16 protein-coding genes are annotated in these 20,992 nt (G+C 60.2%); 6 read left to right on the top strand and 10 right to left on the bottom strand.

The window, feature by feature from the left end:
• Positions 1-394 precede the first annotated feature (394 nt).
• From AC0L3A_RS36760 to AC0L3A_RS36750, 3 genes are all read right to left on the bottom strand, one after another.
• On the bottom strand, positions 395-1,246 hold the full coding sequence (locus AC0L3A_RS36760) for a hypothetical protein (RefSeq protein ID WP_473256238.1): 852 nt from the start codon (positions 1,244-1,246) through the stop codon (positions 395-397).
• A gap of 13 nt (positions 1,247-1,259) precedes the next feature.
• Positions 1,260-1,583 carry a hypothetical protein gene (locus AC0L3A_RS36755; protein ID WP_473256236.1) on the bottom strand — a complete coding sequence of 108 codons (324 nt, stop codon included), beginning with the start codon at positions 1,581-1,583 and terminating at the stop codon, positions 1,260-1,262.
• A gap of 95 nt (positions 1,584-1,678) precedes the next feature.
• Positions 1,679-2,215: a hypothetical protein gene (locus tag AC0L3A_RS36750; protein WP_473256235.1), complete on the bottom strand. Its 537-nt coding sequence runs from the start codon at positions 2,213-2,215 to the stop codon at positions 1,679-1,681.
• Positions 2,216-3,729: 1,514 nt separating this feature from the next.
• On the opposite strand from AC0L3A_RS36750, the gene AC0L3A_RS36745 reads away from it, so the two are divergent.
• Together AC0L3A_RS36745 and AC0L3A_RS36740 are read left to right on the top strand one after the other, a co-directional pair.
• Positions 3,730-4,530, top strand: coding sequence for a PriCT-2 domain-containing protein (locus AC0L3A_RS36745; RefSeq protein WP_473256234.1), 801 nt, complete (start codon positions 3,730-3,732; stop codon positions 4,528-4,530).
• Positions 4,527-5,639 carry an AAA family ATPase gene (locus tag AC0L3A_RS36740; RefSeq protein WP_473256233.1) on the top strand — a complete coding sequence of 371 codons (1,113 nt, stop codon included), beginning with the start codon at positions 4,527-4,529 and terminating at the stop codon, positions 5,637-5,639. Before AC0L3A_RS36745 ends, AC0L3A_RS36740 begins: the two co-directional genes overlap by 4 nt.
• A 7-nt stretch (positions 5,640-5,646) precedes the next feature.
• Here AC0L3A_RS36740 and AC0L3A_RS36735 read toward each other — a convergent pair whose 3' ends face one another.
• The 5 genes from AC0L3A_RS36735 to AC0L3A_RS36715 all read right to left on the bottom strand — a co-directional run bounded on the left by AC0L3A_RS36735 (position 5,647) and on the right by AC0L3A_RS36715 (position 13,126).
• Entirely contained in the window at positions 5,647-6,963 is a 1,317-nt protein-coding gene (locus AC0L3A_RS36735) for an AAA family ATPase (RefSeq protein WP_473256230.1), read from the bottom strand.
• Positions 6,964-7,605: 642 nt separating this feature from the next.
• The gene (locus tag AC0L3A_RS36730) at positions 7,606-8,784 is read right to left on the bottom strand and encodes a Shedu immune nuclease family protein (RefSeq protein ID WP_473256228.1); all 1,179 of its coding nucleotides are present in this window, start codon (positions 8,782-8,784) and stop codon (positions 7,606-7,608) included.
• 26 nt (positions 8,785-8,810) lie between these two features.
• Positions 8,811-10,523, bottom strand: a complete 1,713-nt coding sequence (locus tag AC0L3A_RS36725) for a retron Ec67 family RNA-directed DNA polymerase/endonuclease (RefSeq protein WP_473256227.1) — start codon at positions 10,521-10,523, stop codon at positions 8,811-8,813.
• A 339-nt stretch (positions 10,524-10,862) separates the two neighbouring features.
• Positions 10,863-12,128, bottom strand: a complete 1,266-nt coding sequence (locus AC0L3A_RS36720; RefSeq protein WP_473256226.1) for a tyrosine-type recombinase/integrase — start codon at positions 12,126-12,128, stop codon at positions 10,863-10,865.
• 218 nt (positions 12,129-12,346) lie between these two features.
• A complete protein-coding gene (locus AC0L3A_RS36715; protein WP_473256225.1) occupies positions 12,347-13,126 on the bottom strand; it encodes an enoyl-CoA hydratase-related protein in 780 nt (259 codons plus the stop codon).
• A 208-nt stretch (positions 13,127-13,334) separates the two neighbouring features.
• Between AC0L3A_RS36715 and AC0L3A_RS36710 the strand changes: the two genes are divergently transcribed.
• A complete protein-coding gene (locus AC0L3A_RS36710; RefSeq protein WP_473256224.1) occupies positions 13,335-14,609 on the top strand; it encodes an acyl-CoA dehydrogenase family protein in 1,275 nt (424 codons plus the stop codon).
• A 196-nt stretch (positions 14,610-14,805) separates the two neighbouring features.
• Here AC0L3A_RS36710 and AC0L3A_RS36705 read toward each other — a convergent pair whose 3' ends face one another.
• Both AC0L3A_RS36705 and AC0L3A_RS36700 read right to left on the bottom strand, forming a co-directional pair.
• Positions 14,806-16,383, bottom strand: coding sequence for a fatty acid--CoA ligase (locus AC0L3A_RS36705; protein ID WP_007593698.1), 1,578 nt, complete (start codon positions 16,381-16,383; stop codon positions 14,806-14,808).
• A gap of 219 nt (positions 16,384-16,602) precedes the next feature.
• Complete coding sequence (locus AC0L3A_RS36700) at positions 16,603-17,475, bottom strand: SDR family oxidoreductase (RefSeq protein ID WP_007593696.1); 873 nt, start codon at positions 17,473-17,475, stop codon at positions 16,603-16,605.
• A gap of 116 nt (positions 17,476-17,591) precedes the next feature.
• On the opposite strand from AC0L3A_RS36700, the gene AC0L3A_RS36695 reads away from it, so the two are divergent.
• The 3 genes from AC0L3A_RS36695 to AC0L3A_RS36685 all read left to right on the top strand — a co-directional run bounded on the left by AC0L3A_RS36695 (position 17,592) and on the right by AC0L3A_RS36685 (position 20,651).
• Positions 17,592-18,401, top strand: coding sequence for a crotonase/enoyl-CoA hydratase family protein (locus AC0L3A_RS36695; RefSeq protein ID WP_007593694.1), 810 nt, complete (start codon positions 17,592-17,594; stop codon positions 18,399-18,401).
• Positions 18,402-18,530: 129 nt separating this feature from the next.
• Positions 18,531-20,075: an acyl-CoA synthetase gene (locus AC0L3A_RS36690; protein WP_473256223.1), complete on the top strand. Its 1,545-nt coding sequence runs from the start codon at positions 18,531-18,533 to the stop codon at positions 20,073-20,075.
• 171 nt (positions 20,076-20,246) lie between these two features.
• Positions 20,247-20,651 carry a YccF domain-containing protein gene (locus AC0L3A_RS36685; RefSeq protein WP_007593693.1) on the top strand — a complete coding sequence of 135 codons (405 nt, stop codon included), beginning with the start codon at positions 20,247-20,249 and terminating at the stop codon, positions 20,649-20,651.
• The last annotated feature ends 341 nt before the right edge of the window (positions 20,652-20,992 follow it).

Below are 20,992 nucleotides of genomic sequence, written 5' to 3'. Positions count from 1 at the left end.
CCGGTCGAGATGGAGCTAAAATCGGCTTGATCCATGTCCACTTTTTTGGGGGAAGATCAATTCTGGATTGCTTCGCTACGCTCGCAATGACGGCGTTGATGCAGGCGCGCTACTCTCTTCGCATCGTCATGCCCGGGCTCGTCTCGGGCATCCACGTTCTTCGTGCCGCGCGGTGAGGCGTGGATGGCCGGGACAAGCCCGGTTGCCCAGTCCTTCCTGGCCGGCGTTTTTACGTCATCTGCGACCCAGGGGCTATCCCCGGGCTGGCTGCTGCAAGAGTGGGTCCGGGCCGCGCACGAAGGATGCCATGCCGCCCGGTGTGGGGGTTGTTTCATGAACGCGGACACTCGCCCACTTGTCCGCGCCCGGGCGTGCCCGCCCGGGTCACGCCTCATCAGGCGGCGCGTAATGCACCCTTCTTCCACAGCGCCACACCCAGAATGGCCGCCGGGTGGACCTTGTCGCGGCGGGGAATGCTGATGCCGTTCTCCTCCGCTCTGACGACGTAGAACTCCTCCTCTAGCTCCAGCGCGCAAATGCGATTGTCGAGATCGGCGAGCCTTTTCTTTCGATCGTTGGGATGCAAGACGATAAGTCCGCGCGCCAACTCTCTGGCCCGAAACTCATCGATACGGGCGTGGAGCGCGTCCTTGAGCTGCTCTGGGCACAGCCACGCCATCATCGCAATCGCCTCCGCCCCGGAGTTGCCCCAGGTACTCCCATGCTGCACCCGCAGTCGGTCATTCTCGACCGAGATGCGTGGGACGCCGTCCTTCGCGAGTGCCTCTACGTGCGCGTCGGCCTCAAGGTAGAGGTCATCGACCGGAATACCCGAGCTAACCACGCTCTTTCGCGTGTTCTGCAGCTGCTCGATCTCCCCCCGCACTATCTCCACGCATTCTTGTAGGTCGTCGCTCTCATCGCGCCGCCATTCGACGGCAGGAACGTCACGCAGCTCGATGTCGGGGGCGACGCCGGAGAGCCACGAGCGAATCTCCGCGACCTGACGCGCAAGGAAAGCGTGGCGGGCTTGCGCAATGTCGCGACGGCCATGAAGGCGCGTCAGCTCCTGCTCAAGGCTGGCCCACTGCTCGGCCTCGGCCTCCTCATTGAGATGCCGCATCTGGTCTTCGCACTCCCGGATCCGACGCACGATCAGGAGGGTGCGGTTATTGGCCTCATCCACCTCGTCGGTGAGACGCGCGAGCTTGGCGGCCGATGCCTTGGTAAGTCTTTTCGTTGACATCGCGTTTCTCCTCTCAGTGCTGCCATGCTTGCTCAAGACGCCGGTCGCGCTCGGCTCGCGCAGCCTGCGCATCGCGGATTGGCGGCGGCTTCGATTGGTCCGATTTAGACTGGGAAGCCGGACTGCGCCACGCGTTCGACAGTTGGGCTTCGCGAGCCTCGATGTCTGCGATCTTTCTCGCTCTTTCCTCGTGGGTGAGAACGGGCGTGCGCCGCGAGTCCATAAGGCTGACCGCCTTCTGAATCAGATATCCGTCGCGAAGCACTCCCCGCTCGTCTATCGCCTCGGCCGCGTGCGCTGCTCTCCCGTCGCAAGCTCTTAGAAATGTGGTATTCATCGTGTCGTCCTTCGAAAGGTGCGGCCAAGGCGAAATTGCCGTGCCGTTGCAACAGCGTTGTATGCTACTTAAAGTTGAATTAACGAGCAATCCAATTACTCGATGCGAACTATTCCAGGGCTGAGTTGGTTGAACTCATCATCTGCCACATCTTCGTTGGCTGCGACCGGAAGATCTTCGGAAGGAGGCGCTATCGCGAGAAGCGTGGGCACCGGAAGACCGCGTGCCTGCAACTCTGCCGCAGCCTCTTCGACCGTGTATGTCTTGATTGTCTTGTCCTCGACGTGAAGTTGCATGGGCAAGACCTTTTCCAGCAAACGGGCGAACACCGCTCGCTCCTTCGTGGCCAACGTCACGAGATAGCCGATCAGTCCGTCCTTGCCCTTTCCATCCTGTCCCACAAACGCGGCCGCCTCCAGTATCGCGTCCTTCAGCATCACCGTCGTGCGATTGCGCTGTCCTTTTGCGCGACCCGGTCCGGGTCTCGTGCCTTTCGCGAATGATCCGTCCGGCCTGCGTGGTGTTTTTGCTTTGCCGGGCAGGTGTGGTTGTGCTCTCGGCGGCCCGGCGGAATTGATTGCTTGTCCCACTCGACGCCACGGTTTGTTGGTGTTGTTCGCCTTGCTGGTCATGCCTTCGCCGTCCTCGATTGAGTACGACGCGGATGAATCTAATGGGCATCGCAAACCGCGCCGCACGCTGCCCCAGCAATAAGCCCTGGCGTGTCCTGCGAGCAATCGTGGAGAATATTGGAGCTGCAGGGGTGTGATTTTGTCTATGCGGGCTACCGGGCTAAAACCGGCTATTTCGCGCGTTTGCGGTTGTAGTGAACGTGTTGAGTTTACCTGAGAATGGTAATTTTATCGGAGGGCACTCGCTTCGCTCTATTTTCCCACGGTTATAGAGTAGCCCGCCCGCCAACGCGTGGCCCATTGGGAGCGTACAAATGTTACCGCCGTTACTGAAGTTACTGGCGTATGTGTGCGTTACTTGAGTTACGGGGCGTGCCCGCGTTACCATCGAGGCACGAGCGCGAAGCCTTTGCCGCTATACTCACTCTTTCCGTTACTTCATTAGTAACGTGGCTGCATAAGTGGTAACGCGCGCACGCCGCGTAACTCCGGGCACACGCACATACAGCGGTAACGCCGGTAACACTCTCCCGTCAGAAACGAGCAAAGCCCAGTTTTAGCGTGTGTAAGCAACCGAAAATTTGCGCTTGCACCGGCCGCGGCGTGCTGGCATGCTTTTCCCAACGCCGCGCTAGCCTCACGGTATGAGTATCGACTCGGGCCCCCGCTGAACACTCGTAGGAGGGGGACAACAGGAGGCAAGTTGAATCCACAATCGGGTTCTCTTGCTCTTGCGCGCGCACTCCATCATCGACGCACATAGGCACGAGAACCCTCCGTCTAGGAGGACTTGCGAATGCCTGTCAGGGATCACCAACGCGCGCTAATGCTGTCGGCCGCGACGCATGAGCTGCCTACAAGCGACACCAAAACTCAGCGTCATCCGCTACCGCCCGGCGCGAAGCGAACCCCCAATCGGTGGCGAACCTCCTATCCCATCCCAGCCGTAAGCAAGGGTCGCGTCCTGATCGATCCGCGTGAGACTGCGCGCCGGATCGGCTGTCACCCCGTGACGCTGTACCGGTGGATGAAGACGCTGCCGGGTTTCCCGATCCCCATTCGCATCAGTCCCAACCGCATTGCGTTCTTCGAGGACGAGCTCACGGCGTACATCGACTCTCGTCCTAGGGTCGCGTGAGAAAAAATAACAAAACCCGCCCAGACAGAGCCACCTGTCCGAGCGGGCTATTCAGCATGTTCTGGAAGGAGAACAAGCCGTGTCTAAGAATACCACAAGGCCACGCACCGAACCAGCGATAGCCCTGCAGCTCATGCGGCTGTTCGAGGCCGAGCAGTACCATGTAACGTATAATCCGTTGGGAGCACGGCGCAGTCGCCGAGACCTACTTAAGCTAGAGGTAGACTATTGACGAGGCCGACGGAGGCTCGATCCTTCGACTTGGCAACTGCACATCGAGGGACGCTATCCGCTCAGTATCGCTCCAAACCTCAGCGACGAAACCGTCTCGTGGGGCGCAATAGATATCGACGAGTATGCCGATCTGCGCTCTTGGGTGCAGAAGTTACTGCGGCTCGGGATAAGCGCGTTCGCGGTGCGAACGAAGAGCGGTGGTTTGCGCGTCCTCGTGTTCTTCGAGGGCCGCATCCGCGTGATAGAGGCCACTCGCGTCTTACGGGCGATCTGCGCTCGGCTCGCCGTATCCAATAGAGAAATCTTTCCGCGCGAGCAGCCGCCCGAGAGCAGACCGTTCGTCGTCAACGTCCCTTACAGCGGTTATGAATCAAGTATCCTCGAGAGGCAAGTCGCTCTGCGCGAAACCGGCTCCGAGATTGGGCTCGCGGAGTTTGTGAGGTTGGCCAAAAATCGCAAGATGGGCACAGAGGAGCGAGAGCGACTGCTCGCCCTAATCCCACCACCAGCACAGCGGCCTCCACGTCGCCCGATCCGAAGACAGCAGAGTATGCCGTCGCCCGAGATGCTCGCGATGATGAAGCAGAATACCGGTCGCGGGTTATCGAGCGAGCCCGACGACATGCGGCCTGAAGAGGACACAGACCTCAAGGTGTGGTGCGCGCTGCGCGTCATACCAGCAGATGTGCTCCACGATGACTGGACTAAAATCGGCTTCGCCATTTATGCCGCGCTGGGCGATCGCGGGTTCGAGCACTTCGACGAGTGGAGTCGCGAGGCCCCGAGCAAGTATCCCGGCCACAAGGCCATTCAGGACGAGTGGCGCGAGTGCGCCAAGGTTAGATCCGTCCGCGAGGAAACAATTTACTGGTTCGCGGATCAGTACGACCGGAGTTGGCGCGACGCCTATCGTGTGATGCGTGCGAAGGAGTTGGCCTCATGACCCAGAAACCCGAACGCACGAGGTCCTCGTTCGAGGAGGCCAAGGCCACCGCTACAACGAGTGCGATGCCGCCCATGAAAAAGATGAGCGAGCTGGTATCTACCCTAAACAGGTTGCAGGACGAGCAATTTGAGGATCTCAGATTGATCGTCGAAGGCATCTTACCCGAGGGATGCACGGTATTGGGCGGCAAGCCGAAGATCGGGAAGACTTGGTTAGCACAAGACATGGGGCTCGCCGTCGCCACGCCCGGCGGAAATTTTATGGGCAAGAAGTGCGAACACGGCGATGTACTTTACTTGGCCTTGGAGGACAATAAGCGCAGGTTCCAGCGGCGAATGAAAAGGTTCTACGGCGCCGACAAGTCGACGTGGCCAAAGCGGTTTACGTTCGCCACGGAGTGGCCAACGCTTGACACGGGATGCATCGAGTACATCGAGGAATGGATTGCTTCGGTCGAGAGACCAATGCTGGTGATCATCGACATTCTTGAGAACGTTAAGCCCATGAATGACAGGCGCAGCAACAAGGATCCCCAGTACCGCATCGACTACAATGCTGTTGCACCGTTCCGCATTCTCGCGGCGAAGCACAAGATCGCGGTCCTGCCGCTGCATCACCAGCGAAAGATGGCCTCTGACGACCTGATGGACACGCTGTCCGGAACGCTGGGGCTCGGGGGCGGTATCGACAACGCGATCATCCTCGGAATGGAACGCGACGGCAGCAACGGAAGGTACCTCTGGGGTAAGGGTCGTGACCTGGATGAGTTTAATTACCGCGTCGAGCAGGATGAGAACATGCGGTACGTCAACGTTGGTGCGCGCGAGCCCGAGAGCGCCGCCATGACGGCGAGGCGCAAGCAGATTGTAAGAGTGCTGGCGGAGTTCGGAAAACCAACCTTGACCATAGCTGAGGTGGCCGCTCGTACAGGCTCAACGCACGATGCAGCAAAGATGGCGCTGCAGAGGATGTACGAGGCCGACCTGATTGCCCGGCCCGCGGAGGGGCAATATGCCCTACTACAGACCAGTGCCCCGTTGGTCGGCGGCTCGGGCGAGATGCCGAAGAGGCCGAAGCCCGGGCGAAATGCCGGGAAGGGTATATGACGGCGGTTTAGAAGTGGTCGGACCCGAGTTGCACGCCGTTGCGTTCGGCAACCAGTCGGACGTATCCACGGTTCACCTTCTCCGGAAACTCGTACCAAGAGTTTCTGGACTTGTGCAGGATGCAGCCGTGCCGCTCGTCGGACAGTTTGTAGAGCCTATCCCGATACTTTTCGTAGGTTAGAACCGTGCGCTTCTCCTTGATGTTGACGTCGAATAGCTCCTTGCGAAGCCGCTCTTCCATCATCGGAACATAGGAGGCATCGTAGATCTCGCGGCTCTGCCGTTGCAGATGAGTGCCTGCGGCGGCTGACCAAAGAACCTCTTCGTAATCCAGCGAGTTTTTGGTCTTCTGGATGGCCAGCTTATAAGCGGTCTTGAGGGGAGACTCAGCTTGCTCCATGGCGCCGAGCACGGCTTGGTGAAAGTCATCGGAAGTAATGCGGCTCTCGCTGGGATGCCGATCGAATGCCAACCAGAACAGATTTTGGGCGATCAGGTGTATGTAGTACGGAAAGCCATCGCTGATGTGACCAACCCGGATCAGGTGCTCCTTGTCGACAGCAAAGCCGAGCGCATCCGCAGCCGTGGTCACAATACGCCATCGCGCGTCGTGCGAAATTTGTTCGAGCTGCACCGGATGCAGGGGGCGATTGGATGACAGATGACCGCTCGTCAGGTCATCCAGCGACTTCCCAATGCCGCAGAACATGAACCGGACATTGATCTGCTTGTCATGGACCCGTTTGATAAGATCGGAGAAGCGCCGCTTGACTTGCTCGTCCTTGATGCGCTCGAACTCGTCAATCACCACCAGCGGCGATTGGAAGTCAGACAGATGCGCAGCTTCGCCGATTATGTCGGCGGCCTCGTTGATGGTCTCGACCTTATCGGGGATGATCCAGTTGCCGCCGCCTGTGCCCTTCACCTCGAACTTTAGAAACGCCAAGTTCAGAGACCCGCTTTGCTGATAGTCGCTCTCCCGCTTGATGACGCCCGCCTTGAGCAGCGCACGGCAAATATCTCGGACGAGATGGTCAAATGATGCCTCCTCGTCGCAACCGATGTACGGCGGATACACCGATGTCGCGAGAAACGCCTTTGCAGCGGTGACTGCCAGGGACGTCTTGCCGATGCCCCGTTCGCCGTGGATGAAGCAGTGCATGCCGCGAGAGTTTAATGCTCGGCTGATTTCGCGCAGCTTAGTCTCCCGACCCTGCAGCGAACCCGCGTTCTCGATCGGAATTCCTGGAACGATCAGTTGCTGTAAGATCTTCCGAAAATGGTCCTCATCGGAGAACTTGGTGCCGGGGGTAAGCAGGTTCATCGGGATGCCGAATCGGTGTGTGTAAGGGCCGAGATGGTACCGGCTTGGCCACTGGGCAGTGCATGGAATCGGGCAGTCTCCACCGATTTGGTTGCATGGTCATGGTGCGCTTTCCTACGGTTGCCCTTTTTGCGAGCCATACAGGCATATAGCCCCTAGGGTGGCCCCCACCCCCGGGGTGCCTCGAAATCAACTCCCAGCAATCGCGCAGCGCACCCTGGCGTGCCCCCAGAACGGCACCCAGCCCGGCCAAGCTCGGCCCGGCCTCGGGCGGGCGGGGGCGCCGCCCGCCCAGGCGTGCCAACCCGCCCCGGCACGCACCAATAAAGCGCCCGTCCGGTGGCCCGCCCAGCGAGGCGCAAAACGCCCCGTTAACTCGGGCGCGTCGCGTTGATTGTTCGGCTTTCTGGAAGAATATAACTGGTTCGCCCGTCGTGAATGACGGGAGACTGGCTATGGGCTCAAAGCTCGGAAACGCAAGACAAGCGCGCAGGTTGGCAAGGCTGTTCGAGAAGTGGCGGCGAGCGGTGGACGCTGGCGATCAGCAGGCGGCAAGGTGGGCGAAAGCAAGGATAGGCCGCGCGATGCACGGCAACCTCATTACAAACGGGACTCGCATCAAATCAACTGCGCGATGAAATCTTAAAGCGCCGCTGGTTCGTGTTCTACGATGAAGCGGGCTCGCTGCAACAATTCATCGAATGTCAGAATTTCCGGTCTAAAAGTATGCCTGCGATAAAGCTCAAACGAGCGAAACTTGGGGACGTTCACGCCGTTTTCAGTCTGGAATTCGTTAAGACTTCCGACAACGAGGCAGGATCGCGGCTCTATACTGAACAGAACTTCTCCTGTCGGATCACCCAGTTCATCTTCGAGCGAAAATTTGTGACCGATTGCCTCGACAGCAGAGTGGACGGTCGCTTGCGTCTGGGCGACCCCACCGACCAATTCAGATGAAGGTGGCCAAGCGCCGGAGCGATACTGGCTAGCTCCGAGCAGTGGGGTATCGTGCCGTTTGATCTCAACGAAACAAAGCGAGCTCACAATACCGCGTGTTTTCATCAGTGCGTCCGCTCGCTTGCCGGGACCGGTCAAGTCACGCCCCCTTACGATGCGCTCAAGCTTCCCTTCGTCCAGCTTGGACGCGAATTGGTAAGATAGTCCGTAGCCAAATATCCAAGTATTCGCCTCGAAGAACTGCTGCCATACTGCCTCGGGCTTGCATTGGAGCCGCGCTTGTTCCGCGACGAAGAAATCCTGATCACCCAGCAGCATTTCAAAATAACGAAGTTGCTTGCGCCGATATCCGATTGCCACGAGATCGCGCGTCAAATCTTCCTGCTGAGCGAGTTGCAAGAAAATCTCAGAATTCTGTGCGAAAATGCGCCGAGCCTGCCCTTGATCAAGGATTATGTCGCGCAACACGTCATCGGGGAGATGAACCTTCGACGCGTCATCGAATGATATTGTCTTCAGGCCCGCCACGAAGTTGAGGAGCGTACCGATTTCCGATCCCACAAACGAGAAGGACTGCTTCTCAAGCGGACCTGTTCGGCTGCTGTACCGCTGGATCGTCAGCGTTCGCACCGAGCGGTCGTCTTCGACAAAAGTCGCCTTAATCTCGTATCGCCCAGCCGCCGTCTGCCGCAGGACGACCTCATCTTTCACCTTCGCGAACGCAAGCCCCGGCTCCCCCTGCACAATGTGCGAGGCGATGCGGAGCATCTGCCCAGACGATCCGCTAGGGAAGCGCTTGCCGATGATTGCCTTGTCGGTGCGTCTCTCAAAAAACATTTCCCGTTCGTCATAATCATCTGACACAGCATGCCTCTTCAGTAGATGGGAGATCATACTGCAATTTTGACGCTATCTACAGCAGCACTTCCGGTCGATTTCACAGATGCGGCTCGTCCAGCAAAATCTGCGATCGCGTCTGCTACGGCTTTCAAGAGTGGCTCAAAGCCTGAAAAGTTAATTTTGGTGCGCTCAGGCTTTACGATTTGTGTTGCGAAATCGTTCTTGGAGTACTTGGTGGGGTCTTTCTTTTTCCCAAGTGATCTGCCGAAGGTTCTTCCGTTGATAGTTCTTGCTAGCAGCGCGGGTTCAAATAAGTCTTCGATGGCTACCTCATTCGCTCCGCTCTTTGGTATCGGTACCACGTATAGATTTGCAAACGCGTAGTAGAAAGGATCCAGACCACCTACAGGCTTGCCGACTAGCTCGGCGAGCTTCTTAAAGAGATCGGTTGATCCTTTATCATTGTCCACAATCACGATCACTGGCTGCTGTGCAGGGAGGGCGAAGCCTGAAACCCGGGCAGCATAGTGAGAGAACAATTTGGTCATCTCGCCGGTGCCGCCGGACAGATCCTGGAAGATCGCTGAAGCTGCCGTATAGTTGAACAGATCTACAGTAAGTGCGCCTTTTGGATCTACGAACTGCGGAAATTTTGCCTTGAGCGCGGCGAAGGCGCATCGCAGGTAAATATTGTCGGTTTTTCCTTCGCAGATAATTCTGGGGCGGACGATGCCGTGAAATGTTCTGTAGTCTAAAAATTGGCGATAGAGCCTGTGGAAGCTCTTTTGCTCGCGCTGCCAATCCCGGGTCTTAAGGCGGCGTATATGATAGATGAAGCTCAATGTGCCATCTAGCGCATCGTCGGAACGTGGCTTCTTATCTTTTTCGGAGAAACAAAATCCGTTTTTGAAAAGATGGTGGCACTGGGCCCGAGCTAATTTATAGTACTCATTGCGAACATTGACCTTCTGGTTAACGATCAGGCCAGTCGTATCCTGCCTAGAGTTTCGCAGCTGCATCCGCGTCTTGTCGTAGTTCAACGCGAAGCCGGACGAGTAGATTCGCTTGACGAGCCCGTCCCCAGCCACCCACTTGTCGGTCGAGCCGCGGACGAGCCGAGCTATGGTCGAAGGGAAAACCTGCTCATTCGTTGAGAAGGTGATGTCATCCACGTAGCGCGTGTAGGTACACCGACCATTTCGCGCCAGTCTATTGAGATGTATATCGAGGATGTGCGCGATAAGATTGGAGATCACTGGCGAGGCCGGGCTGCCTTGTGGCAACTGATTATTGTGGCAAGCAATCTGCGCGATTATGGTCGCCACTTTCGCATCGAGTAAAAAGTTGTTATCCCAAAGGAAGAATCCTCGAACTCTTCCGAAGTTGATCGACGGAAAAAAGTCCTTCAGATCAGCATTAAATACATAGCGCTTGTTTCGATGTGCCGTAGCGTTCGTTACGATCGAGAAGCCTCGTTTGAATCCGTGCGACAGTTGACACTGATTGCGCGCCCGGGCTTGCTCCAACTCAACATGAATGTCCAACAAAAGGTCGGCCAGCTTTGTTTGGATCATTTTCAAGCGAGATTTGGGTGCCGTGATCAGTCGATGGCCCCCTCCCTTCTTGCGAATGGTGAATTGTTCGTACTTCTGCCGGTCTGAGAGCCAATACAATACATAGGACAAGGAAGCCGGTTGGACCCCCAAAACTCTAGCCAATTGAGGAAGCGTCTTAACGCCTTTGAGCCTGGCCAACTGTGTCATGAGAAAAACGGCCTGCGGATACTCGTACGCCAAATTGGTCGCATGATCATAGCGAACTGCAGGGAGCGCGCATTCCTCCGCGCATTCATATCAACTGTCGCGAAGCACAACAGCAAAATCTATCCGCAAGCCGTAGTTGCAGTGGATCAGCACGCCCCTTCTGGTGCAAGGCGTGCGTTTAGTTATCAACAGGTGCCGCGCAGACGATCAACACGTCTCTGAAGTACTTTGGGTATCGCTCAAACTAACGCGCGTCATCGCGACAATATTCGACTCGCGTCGCGCTTGCGGTCTAGCTCTCCATAATCATTGAGCAGCCCGATGTCCTGCTGCAATTCGTCACGCAGACGTGAAGAGGTTAACGACATTGCTCGTCGCCTCTGCTGCAAGGATACCTCGCAGCCGCGCGTTCCACAGCCCGAAGCCCTGCCGCTTCTCGTCGGCGTAGTCGTACAGGTCGTAGACCGCGTGCATGCCGCCGTTGTGCGCGATCATGACCTCGCGAACCCTATCGGATATTTGCGGTATGGCGCTTAGATTTGTGCGCATCGTGCGGCGCAGGTCGTGCAAGACCCAGTGTGGCATTGGCCCAGCCATCACGTCGATGCGCTCCTTCGCCTTGCTCCAGCCGTTGGCGGGGCGCTCCCCGAACGTAGTGCTGAACAGATGCGGCCCGGTGGTGAAGCGCGGCAGGCCGGCGAGCAGCGACAGCATATCCTCGGTCAGCGGCACGAGATGATCGTGATCCATCTTCATGCGCTCCTTGGGAATTATCCAAAGCTTCTTTCGCAGGTCGAACTCGGGCCACACCGCTTCGGCAACTTCGGCCTTGCGCTGACCGCACAGGATCATGAGCTTGATACAAGGCCCATAGGGATAATCCATCTGATCGGCTGCGCTCCACACCTGGCGAAGCTCGTCGTCCTTGAGCACGCGGGATCGGCGCCGCTTCTTGCCGTAGATGGCTCGACCCTGCACTAGCTGCGCGGGTGAGACTTCCAGTCCGTACTTTCCGCTGGCCGCCGCCCACGAGAACAACTGCTTGGCATGGCCCAGCAGGTTTCTCGCCTGCGCTGGCGCCGGTCCCGCTTTCTTTGCATTGGGCGCGGGCGATCGGCCCTCGGCCTTGTCCTCGATCACCTGCGCAATCTCTTGCCGGCTAATGCTGGTGATAGGACGACCTCGCCATCGCACGATGAACTCGCGACGCACGTCGCGCTCGACCTCGTCGGCCTTGCGCTGATGCTTGATCTTGAGGAACCACGCCTCGGCTACCGACTCGAATGTGGTCTCACGGCGTAGTCTCGCCTCAGCCTCGGCCGCGCGTTCGTTCTCGCAAGGATCAACGCCCAACTCCACAAGCTCAAGCCACTCGCGGGCTCTCTTGCGAGCTGCAGAGAGGGAGAGCCTGTCGGCGTTCCCGATCTCGCGCCGCGTGGCCACCTTGCCGCCCGGCCACTTGAGATACAGGAAATACGTCTTGTGACCGCGGTCGGTGACGCGCACCCCGAAGCACGACGTCATTGTGTCGTAGCACTCGACGCGCTTGCCGGGCGGCGCTGCCTTGATGGTGCGGACGAACCTGTCTGTTAGCTTTCGCCTCATGTCGTGCTCCTTAATTCGGAGCAGACACGATTGGCGGTCCGGGGACAAACCGGGGGCCATGGACACCCGCTAACGGTCGCTAAACGGGGCTACTCCGTGTTATCACTTGCAAGCACGGCATTAGACTAAAGGACAATCCCGTTATTGACAGTTTTGTCTACTTGCTGCGGCCCGCTACCGGGGGGCAACTAGGACAAGCCCGGGCATGACGGAAACAGCTACTTCCCCATCCATTTCGGCGGCCGCTTCTCCGCAAATGCCTTCGGTCCCTCGATGTAGTCCTGCGAGGCCGCCATCGCCTTCACGGCCGGATAGTCGCGCTGCTGCTCGATCGCCTGCTCCAGCGACACGCCGAGGCCCTTCTGGATCGCCTGCTTTGACGCGCGGATCGACATCGGCGAATTCTTGGTGATCATCTCAGCCCAGCGCAGCGCGGCCGTGAGCGCCTCGCCCTGCGGCACCACCTCATTGACGAAGCCGAGTTCGAGACCCTCTTTGGCGCTGACGTGGCGCGCGGTGAGGATCATGCCCATGGCGCGCTTCAGCCCGATCTGGCGCGGCAGCCGGTGCAGGCCACCGGCGAGTGCGGCGAGGCCAACGCGCGGCTCGGGCAGCGCGAAGGTCGCGTTCTCCGAGGCAATGATGAGGTCGCAGGCCAGCGCGATCTCGAAACCGCCGCCCATGGCCACGCCATTGACCGCGGCGATGATCGGCTTGTCGCAGTCGAAGCGCGCGGTGAGGCCGGCAAAGTCGCCCTTGTCCCAGCCGCGCTTGCCGCCGGCCGCCTGCCACTTCAGATCGTTGCCGGCGCAGAACGCCTTGTCGCCGCTGCCAGTGACGATCGCGATCCACTGCTCGGAATCGGCGGAGAAATCGTCAAACACTTTGTTGAGCTCGAAATGCGCGTCGGTGTGCAGCGCGTTGTAGACCTCGGGCCGCGACAGCGTGACGATCGTGATCGGCCCCTTGCGTTCCACCTTTGAGAATTTCAGCTCCATGGTCGCTCCCGCAGTTTCTCGTGAAGGAATATTGCCGGAATACTACCGCGCCACCGCGCTAGAGCACCATCGAATTGCGCAATGCGCCCTGCGCATCCAGTACGCCTTCCGTTGCTTGACTTGGCGACGCTCTTCTCACCTTAATCGTGCGAAGCAAAGCTGCGCCCAGCGCCTTAACGCAAAACGAAAAAACACCCGGGAGAGAGCCGTGGATTTCTCATTGCCTGCCGATCTCGTCGCCTATCTCGCAGAGCTCGACCGTTTCATCGAACGCGAGATCAAGCCGCTGGAAGAGGCCGATGATAATATCCGCTTCTTCGATCATCGTCGCGAATGGGCCCGCACCGATTTCGAGAATAGCGGCCTGCCGCGCCACGAATGGGAAGCGCTGCTGCGCAAGGCCAAGGATCTCGCGGACGCGGCCGGTCATTTGCGATTTCCGGTGCCGAAGCAATATGGCGGGAAGGATGGCTCCAATCTCTGGATGGCCGTGATCCGCGAGCACTTTGCCGCCAAGGGGCTCGGCCTGCACAACGATCTTCAGAACGAGCATTCCATCGTCGGCAACTTCCCCGTCGCTACCATGCTCGATCGCTACGGACGCGACGACCAGAAGGCGATGATCGATGGCTCGATCAAGGGCAAGTACCGCATCACCTTCGGCCTGACCGAGCCAAATCATGGCTCCGACGCCACCCACATGGAAACGCGCGCGGTGCCCGCGACCCGCGACAACGTCAAGGGTTGGATCATCAACGGCGAGAAGATGTGGACGACCGGCATGCACGTCGCCACGCATTGCGCGCTGTTCGCGCGCACCAGCGGCAATGACGGCGATGCCCGCGGTATCACCTGTTTCCTGGTGCCGGCCAAGAGCCAGGGCGTGAAGATCGAAGAGTACATGTGGACCTTCAACATGCCGACCGATCATCCTCGCGTCAGCTTCACGGACGTGTTCGTTCCCGAGGACGCGCTGTTCGGCGAGGTCGGGCGCGGCCTGTCGCTGGCACAATGTTTTGTCCATCAGAACCGTATCCGGCAGGCGGCGAGTTCGTTGGGGGCAGCGGTCTACTGTATCAACGAGAGCGTGAAATATGCGCGCGAGCGAAAACCGTTCGGCAAGGCGCTGGCCGAGAACCAGGCGATCCAGTTCCCGCTGGTCGAGCTTGCGACCCAGGCCGAGATGCTGCGGCTGCTGATCCGCAAGACCGCCTGGGAGATGGACAAGCTCACTGAGGAGCAGATCGAGCGCACGCTCTCCGACCGCGTCTCGATGTGCAACTATTGGGCAAACCGCCTCTGCTGCGAATCCGCCGACCGCGCCATGCAGGTCCACGGCGGCATGGGCTATTCACGCCACAAGCCGTTCGAGCACATCTACCGCCACCACCGCCGCTACCGCATCACCGAGGGCAGCGAGGAGATCCAGATCCGCAAGGTGGCGGGATTTTTGTTCGGCTATATGGGGCCGGGGAAGCATTAGCTGTTATCGCGAGCGAAGCGATCCAAAGTCTTTCCAGAGAGACAGTCTGGATTGCTTCGTCGCAAGGGCTCCTCGCAATGACGGAGGAGAGAGGCGCGCATCCGCCTCCACACCGTCATTGCGAGCGAAGCGAAGCAATCCAGAGATGTCGCCATGGGCGGAGCTCCCGATTGCACCATCGCTTCTCGCAGTCGGCCTAATTCACCCTTCTATCCTTCCCCGCCCAATACGGCTCGCGCAATTGCCGCCGCAAAATCTTGCCTGACGGATTGCGCGGCAGCGCCGGCAGGAACTCCACGCTCTTCGGCGTCTTGAACCCCGCGATGCGCTCGCGGGTGAAGTTGATGATGTCGGTGGCGGTCGCCTGCTTGCCCGGCTTCATCACCACGACGGCCTTCACCGCCTCGCCCCATTTGTCGTCGGGTATGCCGATCACTGCGGCTTCCGCGACGTCGGGATGATCGCACAGCGCGCTCTCGACTTCGGCCGGGTAGATGTTTTCGCCGCCGGAGATGATCATGTCCTTGATGCGGTCATGGATGTAGAGATAGCCGTCTTCGTCCATGTAGCCGGCGTCACCGGTGCGCAGCCAGCCGTCGCCGCGCAGCGTCGCGGCGGTCGCTTCCGGCAGATTCCAGTAGCCTGCCATGTTGGAGCCCGAGCGTGTCGCGATCTCGCCGACCTCGCGCGGCGGCAGCGGCTTGCCATCGACATCGAGGATCGCGATCTCGACGCCCGGCAGCGCCTTGCCGGCCGAGCGCATCCGCTCCAGCCCCTCGATATGATCCTCCGGCGGCAGCGCGACGATGGTGCCGGTGGTCTCGGTCATGCCGTACATCTGCACGAAGCCGCATTTGAAGATCTCGATGCATTCCTTCAGCAGCGCCGCCGGTATCGGCGAGGCGCCGTACAGCATGTATTTCAACCGCGAGAAATCGACAGTCCTTGCGCGCGGCTGCCGCACCACGAACTGCATCGCGGCGGGCACCATGAACAGCTTTGTGATGCCGGACTGTTCGAAAGAATCCAGCACTTTTGTCGGATCGAACTCGCGCGCGATCACGCCGCGAGCGCCGTGATAGAGCCCCATCACGCCCCAGCCGGATCCGCCGATGTGGAAGATGGGCATCGCCACCAGCGACACGTCGTCGGTCGACCACCGGTTCCATTCAGGCTTGTCCTCGGCATTGCCGGTTTGCACGAGGTTGAGGAAGTTCGCATGCGACAGCATCGCGCCCTTCGGCTTGCCCGTCGTACCCGACGTATAGAGCTGAATCGCGATGTCCTTCGCGTCGATCGGCACCTTGGGATCATCGCCACTCTGTGCATCGCGCCAAGCTGTAAAATCCTGCCATTCCGGCGCGCCACCTTCGGTGGTGATGACGCTGCGCACGCCCGGCAACTGGCCCTTGATCTGGCGGACCAGGGCGATGAACTCAGGTCCCACGAACAGCACCGGCGCTTTGCAGTCGCTCACGATGAAGGCGACCTCGGGGCCCGCGAGCCGCCAGTTCACGGGCGCCATCACCACGCCGGCCTTCATGGCGCCCATCAGCAGCTCGAAATAGATGTCGCTGTTCTTGCCGAGATAGGCGATGCGCTCGCCGCGTCTCACACCCATCGCGATCAGCGCGTTGGCCACTTTATTCGTCTTGACGTCGAATTCGGCAAAGCTGGTGACGCGGCCTTCGAACTCGAAGGCGATCGCGTTGCCGCGGCTCTTGGCGCGCTCGCGCACCATGTCGGCGAGATTGGCCAATGGCTGTGTGGTCATGTTTCTCCCATACCGTCTTGTTCTTATGCCGCGGAGTGTGGCGTCATCCGCAGGGGAAGACAAGACGGGGGAAGGTACGCCATGGCTTCAACGTCGTCGTCCTGGCGAAAGCCAGGACCCATTCCCACCGAATGTTTTTTGGCGAAGATAGGCCATGGCCGGTCTTCGCCAAATTGCGTTTTGTGGCTATGGGTCCTGGCTTTCGCCAGGACGACTACGTCACCCCCGCTTTGCACGATCCTTTTCGTTCTGCGCCATGATGCTCTCGCGCGCGGTTTTCCAGTCGTCGTCGCTCCAGTCGCGGAGCTGGTAGAAATTGCCGCCCATCGCGAGCGCCTGCGCGCCGTCCATGGCGATGGTCTCGCCGGAGATCCAGTCGCAGCCGCCCGAGATCAGGAACACGGCGACGTTCTGCAATTCCTCCATGGTGCCGACGCGGCCCATCGGGTTCATCGCCTTGGTGCGCGCGCCGGCTTCGTCACCGGGCTTGATGCGCTTGCTCATGCCCTCGGTCGGGATCTCACCCGGTGCGATCGTGTTCAGCCGGATGCCGTAGCGGCCCCATTCGGTTGCGAGCGACATCGTCATCGCGTGGATCGCGGACTTGCTCATCGCCGACGGCACCACGTAAGGCGAGCCGTTGCGCACCCAGGTCGTGGTGATCGAGACGACGTTGCCGGGCTGCTTCAACGCGATCCAGCGCTTGCCGACCGCTTGCGTCACGTAGAACGTGCCGTGCATGACGATGTTGGCGACGGCGTCGAAGCCGCGCGGCGACAGCTCTTCGCTGCGCGAGATGAAATTGCCGGCGGCGTTGTTGATGAGGTCGGTGAGGGGGCCGTCGCGAAAGATGGTCTCGATCATCTCCTCGACCGCGGGCGCGTTGCGGATGTCGACGCCGTGGCTGCTCACGCGGCCGCCATACTCGGCCATCAGCTCGGTCGCGGTCTCGTCGCAGACGATCTTGCGGCGGCCGCAGATGTGCACCTCGGCGCCGAGCTGGAGGAAGCGCGCCGCCATCGACTTGCCGAGCCCGGTGCCGCCGCCGGTCACGAGGATGCGTCGTCCCGCCAGAAGATTTTCCTTGAACATGTCTGTTTCCCCTGTCGCGATTGTCGGTTAATTGATCGATTGACTAAATCCGGCCGCCGTCGTCCTGTAAAGCGGCACCGAACAAGAACAGCAGGGAACCAGGGGAGAATTCATTCATGGAAGAGCGCGTCTCGATCTCGATCTCGGAAGGCATCGCCGATGTGCGCCTGGTGCGCGCGGACAAGATGAATGCGCTGGATCAGGCCATGTTCGAGGCCCTTGTCGCCGCAACCGACCGGCTTTCAAAGGACAAGAGCGTGCGCGTCGCGGTGCTGTCGGGCGAGGGCCGCGCCTTCTGCGCCGGTCTCGACATGGGGCGTTTTGCCGCCATGAAGGAGAAGGGCGGCAACGGAATTCCGGGTGGCGAAAATCGCGATCTCACCAAACGCACGCACGGCCAGGCGAACTTTGCGCAACAAGCGGTGTGGGGCTGGCGCCAGCTTCCGGTCCCGGTGATCGCCGCGATCCAGGGCGTCGCCTTCGGCGGCGGCTTCCAGCTCGCGCTCGGCGCCGACATGCGCTTCCTGACCCCCGATGCGCGGATGTCGGTGATGGAAATCAAATGGGGTCTGGTGCCCGACATGGCGGGCACGCCGATCCTGGCCTCGCTCGTACGCGACGACATTTTGCGCGATCTCACCTACACCGGCCGCATCTTCTCCGCGCAGGAGGCGATGGCTTACGGTCTCGCCACGCGCATCTGCGACGACCCGCGCGCGAGCGCCCTCGAAGTCGCGCGCGAGATCGCGGGAAAAAGCCCCGATGCGATCCGCGCCGCAAAACGCCTGCTCAACAATCTCTCGGTCGATCCGGGCCCCGCGCTGCTTGCCGAGTCCGTCGAGCAGCAGAAGCTGATCGGCAGTGCGAACCAGACCGAGGCGGTGCGCGCCAATCTGGAGAAGCGCGCGCCGAAGTTTGCGGATTAGCGCAGACCTCATCCCGAGGAGCCGCGAAGCAGCGTCTCGAGGGATGGGCCACGGGCTCTCATGGTTCGAGACGGCGCCTTGCGCCTCCTCACCATGAGGGGCAACTTCAACAACAAAGAAAAACCAACAATGAGCGAAACGTCAAATTTCCTCGGCATCGTCTCCGGTGAGCGCAGCCGCTCCCATGCCGAGGTCGCTGATCGTGCCGATCGCATCGCCGCGGGCCTCAGCCAAATCGGCGTCAGGCAGGGCGATTGCGTCTGCATGTTGATGCGCAACGACATTGCCTTTCTGGAAGCTGCCTATGCCGCGATGCGGCTGGGCGCCTACGGTGTGCCGATCAACTGGCACTTCAAGCCGGAGGAGATCACCTACATCCTGAACGACACCGGCACCTCCGTGCTGATCGGCCATGCCGACATGCTGCATGCCTTGCGCGATGCGATCCCGAAAGGCGTCATCGTGCTCAGCGTGCCGACGCCGCCGGAGATCCTGTCCAACTACAAGATCGATCCCGATCATCTGAAGACGCCGGACTTCGCGATCGATTTCGAATCTTGGCTCGCACAGCACCAGCCCTATGACGGCCCGATCGTGCCGCAGCCCATGAACATGATCTACACCTCGGGCACGACAGGCCATCCCAAGGGCGTACGGCGCAATGCACCGACGCCGGAACAGGCGGCCGCCGGCGAGCGCATGCGCGCGATGATCTACGGGCTGAAGCCCGGCGCCCGCACGATCCTGCCGGGTCCGCTCTATCACTCCGCGCCGAACTCGTTCGGCATCCGCGCGGGAAAACTCGGCGGTGCACTGGTGCTGATGCCGCGCTTCGAGCCCGAGGAATTTCTCGAGCTGATCGAACGCTACAAAATCGACACCATCTTCATGGTGCCGACCATGTTCATCCGCCTGATGAAGCTGCCGGGGGAGGTGCGCAAGAAGTACGATGTCTCCTCGCTGCGCCATATCATCCATGCCGCCGCGCCCTGTCCGGCGGACGTCAAGCGCGCCATGATCGAGTGGTGGGGGCCGGTGATCTACGAATTCTACGGCTCGACCGAATCCAGCGCCGTCACCTTCGCGACCTCCGAGGATGCGCTAAGGAAACCCGGCACCGTCGGCAGGATTTCGCCCGGCGCCGAGCTGCGCTTCATCGGCGATGACGGACGCCTGCTGGGCGTGGGCGAGATCGGCGAGATCTATTCGCGCATGGCCGGGATGGCCGATTTCACCTACCACAACAAACCGGAGAAGCGCGCCGAGATCGATCGCGACGGCTTCATTACCTCCGGCGACGTCGGCTATATCGACGAAGAGGGCTACGTCTTCATCTGCGACCGCAAGCGCGACATGGTGATCTCGGGCGGCGTCAACATTTACCCGGCAGAGATCGAGTCGGTTCTGCATGCCGTGCCCGGCGTGCATGATTGCGCGGTGTTCGGCATTCCCGACGCAGAATTCGGCGAGACCTTGATGGCCGTGGTCGAGCCCCAGGCGGGCATCACGCTCGACGCCGCCGAAATCCGCGCCCGGCTGAAGGCCTCGCTCGCCGACTACAAGGTGCCAAAACACATCGAGATCCGCGCCGGGCTGCCGCGCGAAGATTCCGGCAAGATCTTCAAGCGCCGCCTGCGCGATCCCTATTGGGAGCAGGCGGGGCGGAAGATCTGACGGTGCGTAGTGCGTAGCCCGGGTGAGCGAAGCGATACCCGGGATAATAAGCCCCGGATGTCGCTTCGCTCATCCGGGCTACACACGCCCGTGAATTCGTGAGCGGCTTCGTCGACCGCAACCTCGCTCATCGTGCTATACTCACGGGATCACCGTCTCGCGGATCATCCCATGGCTCCCGTTTCCATCCTGCTCAACCTGCTCTGGATCCTCATCGGCGGCGCCTGGATGGCGCTCGGCTGGCTGATCGCCGCGGTCATCATGGCGATCACCATCATTGGCCTCCCGTGGGCGCGGGCAGCGTTCAACATCGCGGTCTACACGCTGATGCCGTTCGGCTCGCGGGCGGTCAGCCGCTATGAGGTCACCGGTGTCGAGGATGTCGGCACCGGTCCGCTCGGGGTGATCGGCAACATCATCTGGTTCGTGCTGGCTGGCTGGTGGCTGGCGCTCGGCCATCTCCTCACCGCCCTGGCCCTCGCGATCACCATCATCGGCATTCCCTTCGCCTGGGCCCACCTCAAGCTCGCGGGCATCGCGCTCTGGCCGATCGGCAAGGTGATCGTGCCGGCTTAGGGGAACTCGTAAGCGTCCCCGCGGCACATCCTTCGAGACGCCCGCCGTTGGCGGGCCCTCAGGATGAGGGCGGAACACGTGGCTCCACCTGCAACGAATCCCGACGCAACTCAGCCTCATCCTAAGGAGACCGCGAAGCGGTCGTCTCGAAGGACGAGGCGCTTGCTCAGCTCGTAAGACGGGTAGAGCGCCAGCGAAACCCATCAATCCGTCCGCCGATGATGAAGCATGATGGGTTTCGCAAGGGCTCAACCCATCCTACGCGCTGATTCGAAGTGGAGCACGACTGCTTTCGACCGGGCATAGGTATCCTGCCCCTCGGCAATGCGTCAGATTCATTG

The sequence above is a fragment of the Bradyrhizobium sp. MI1.3 genome, from assembly GCF_055811695.1.
The sequence above is the reverse complement of the archived record's forward strand: the minus strand, read 5'-3'. Positions and strand labels throughout refer to the sequence as shown.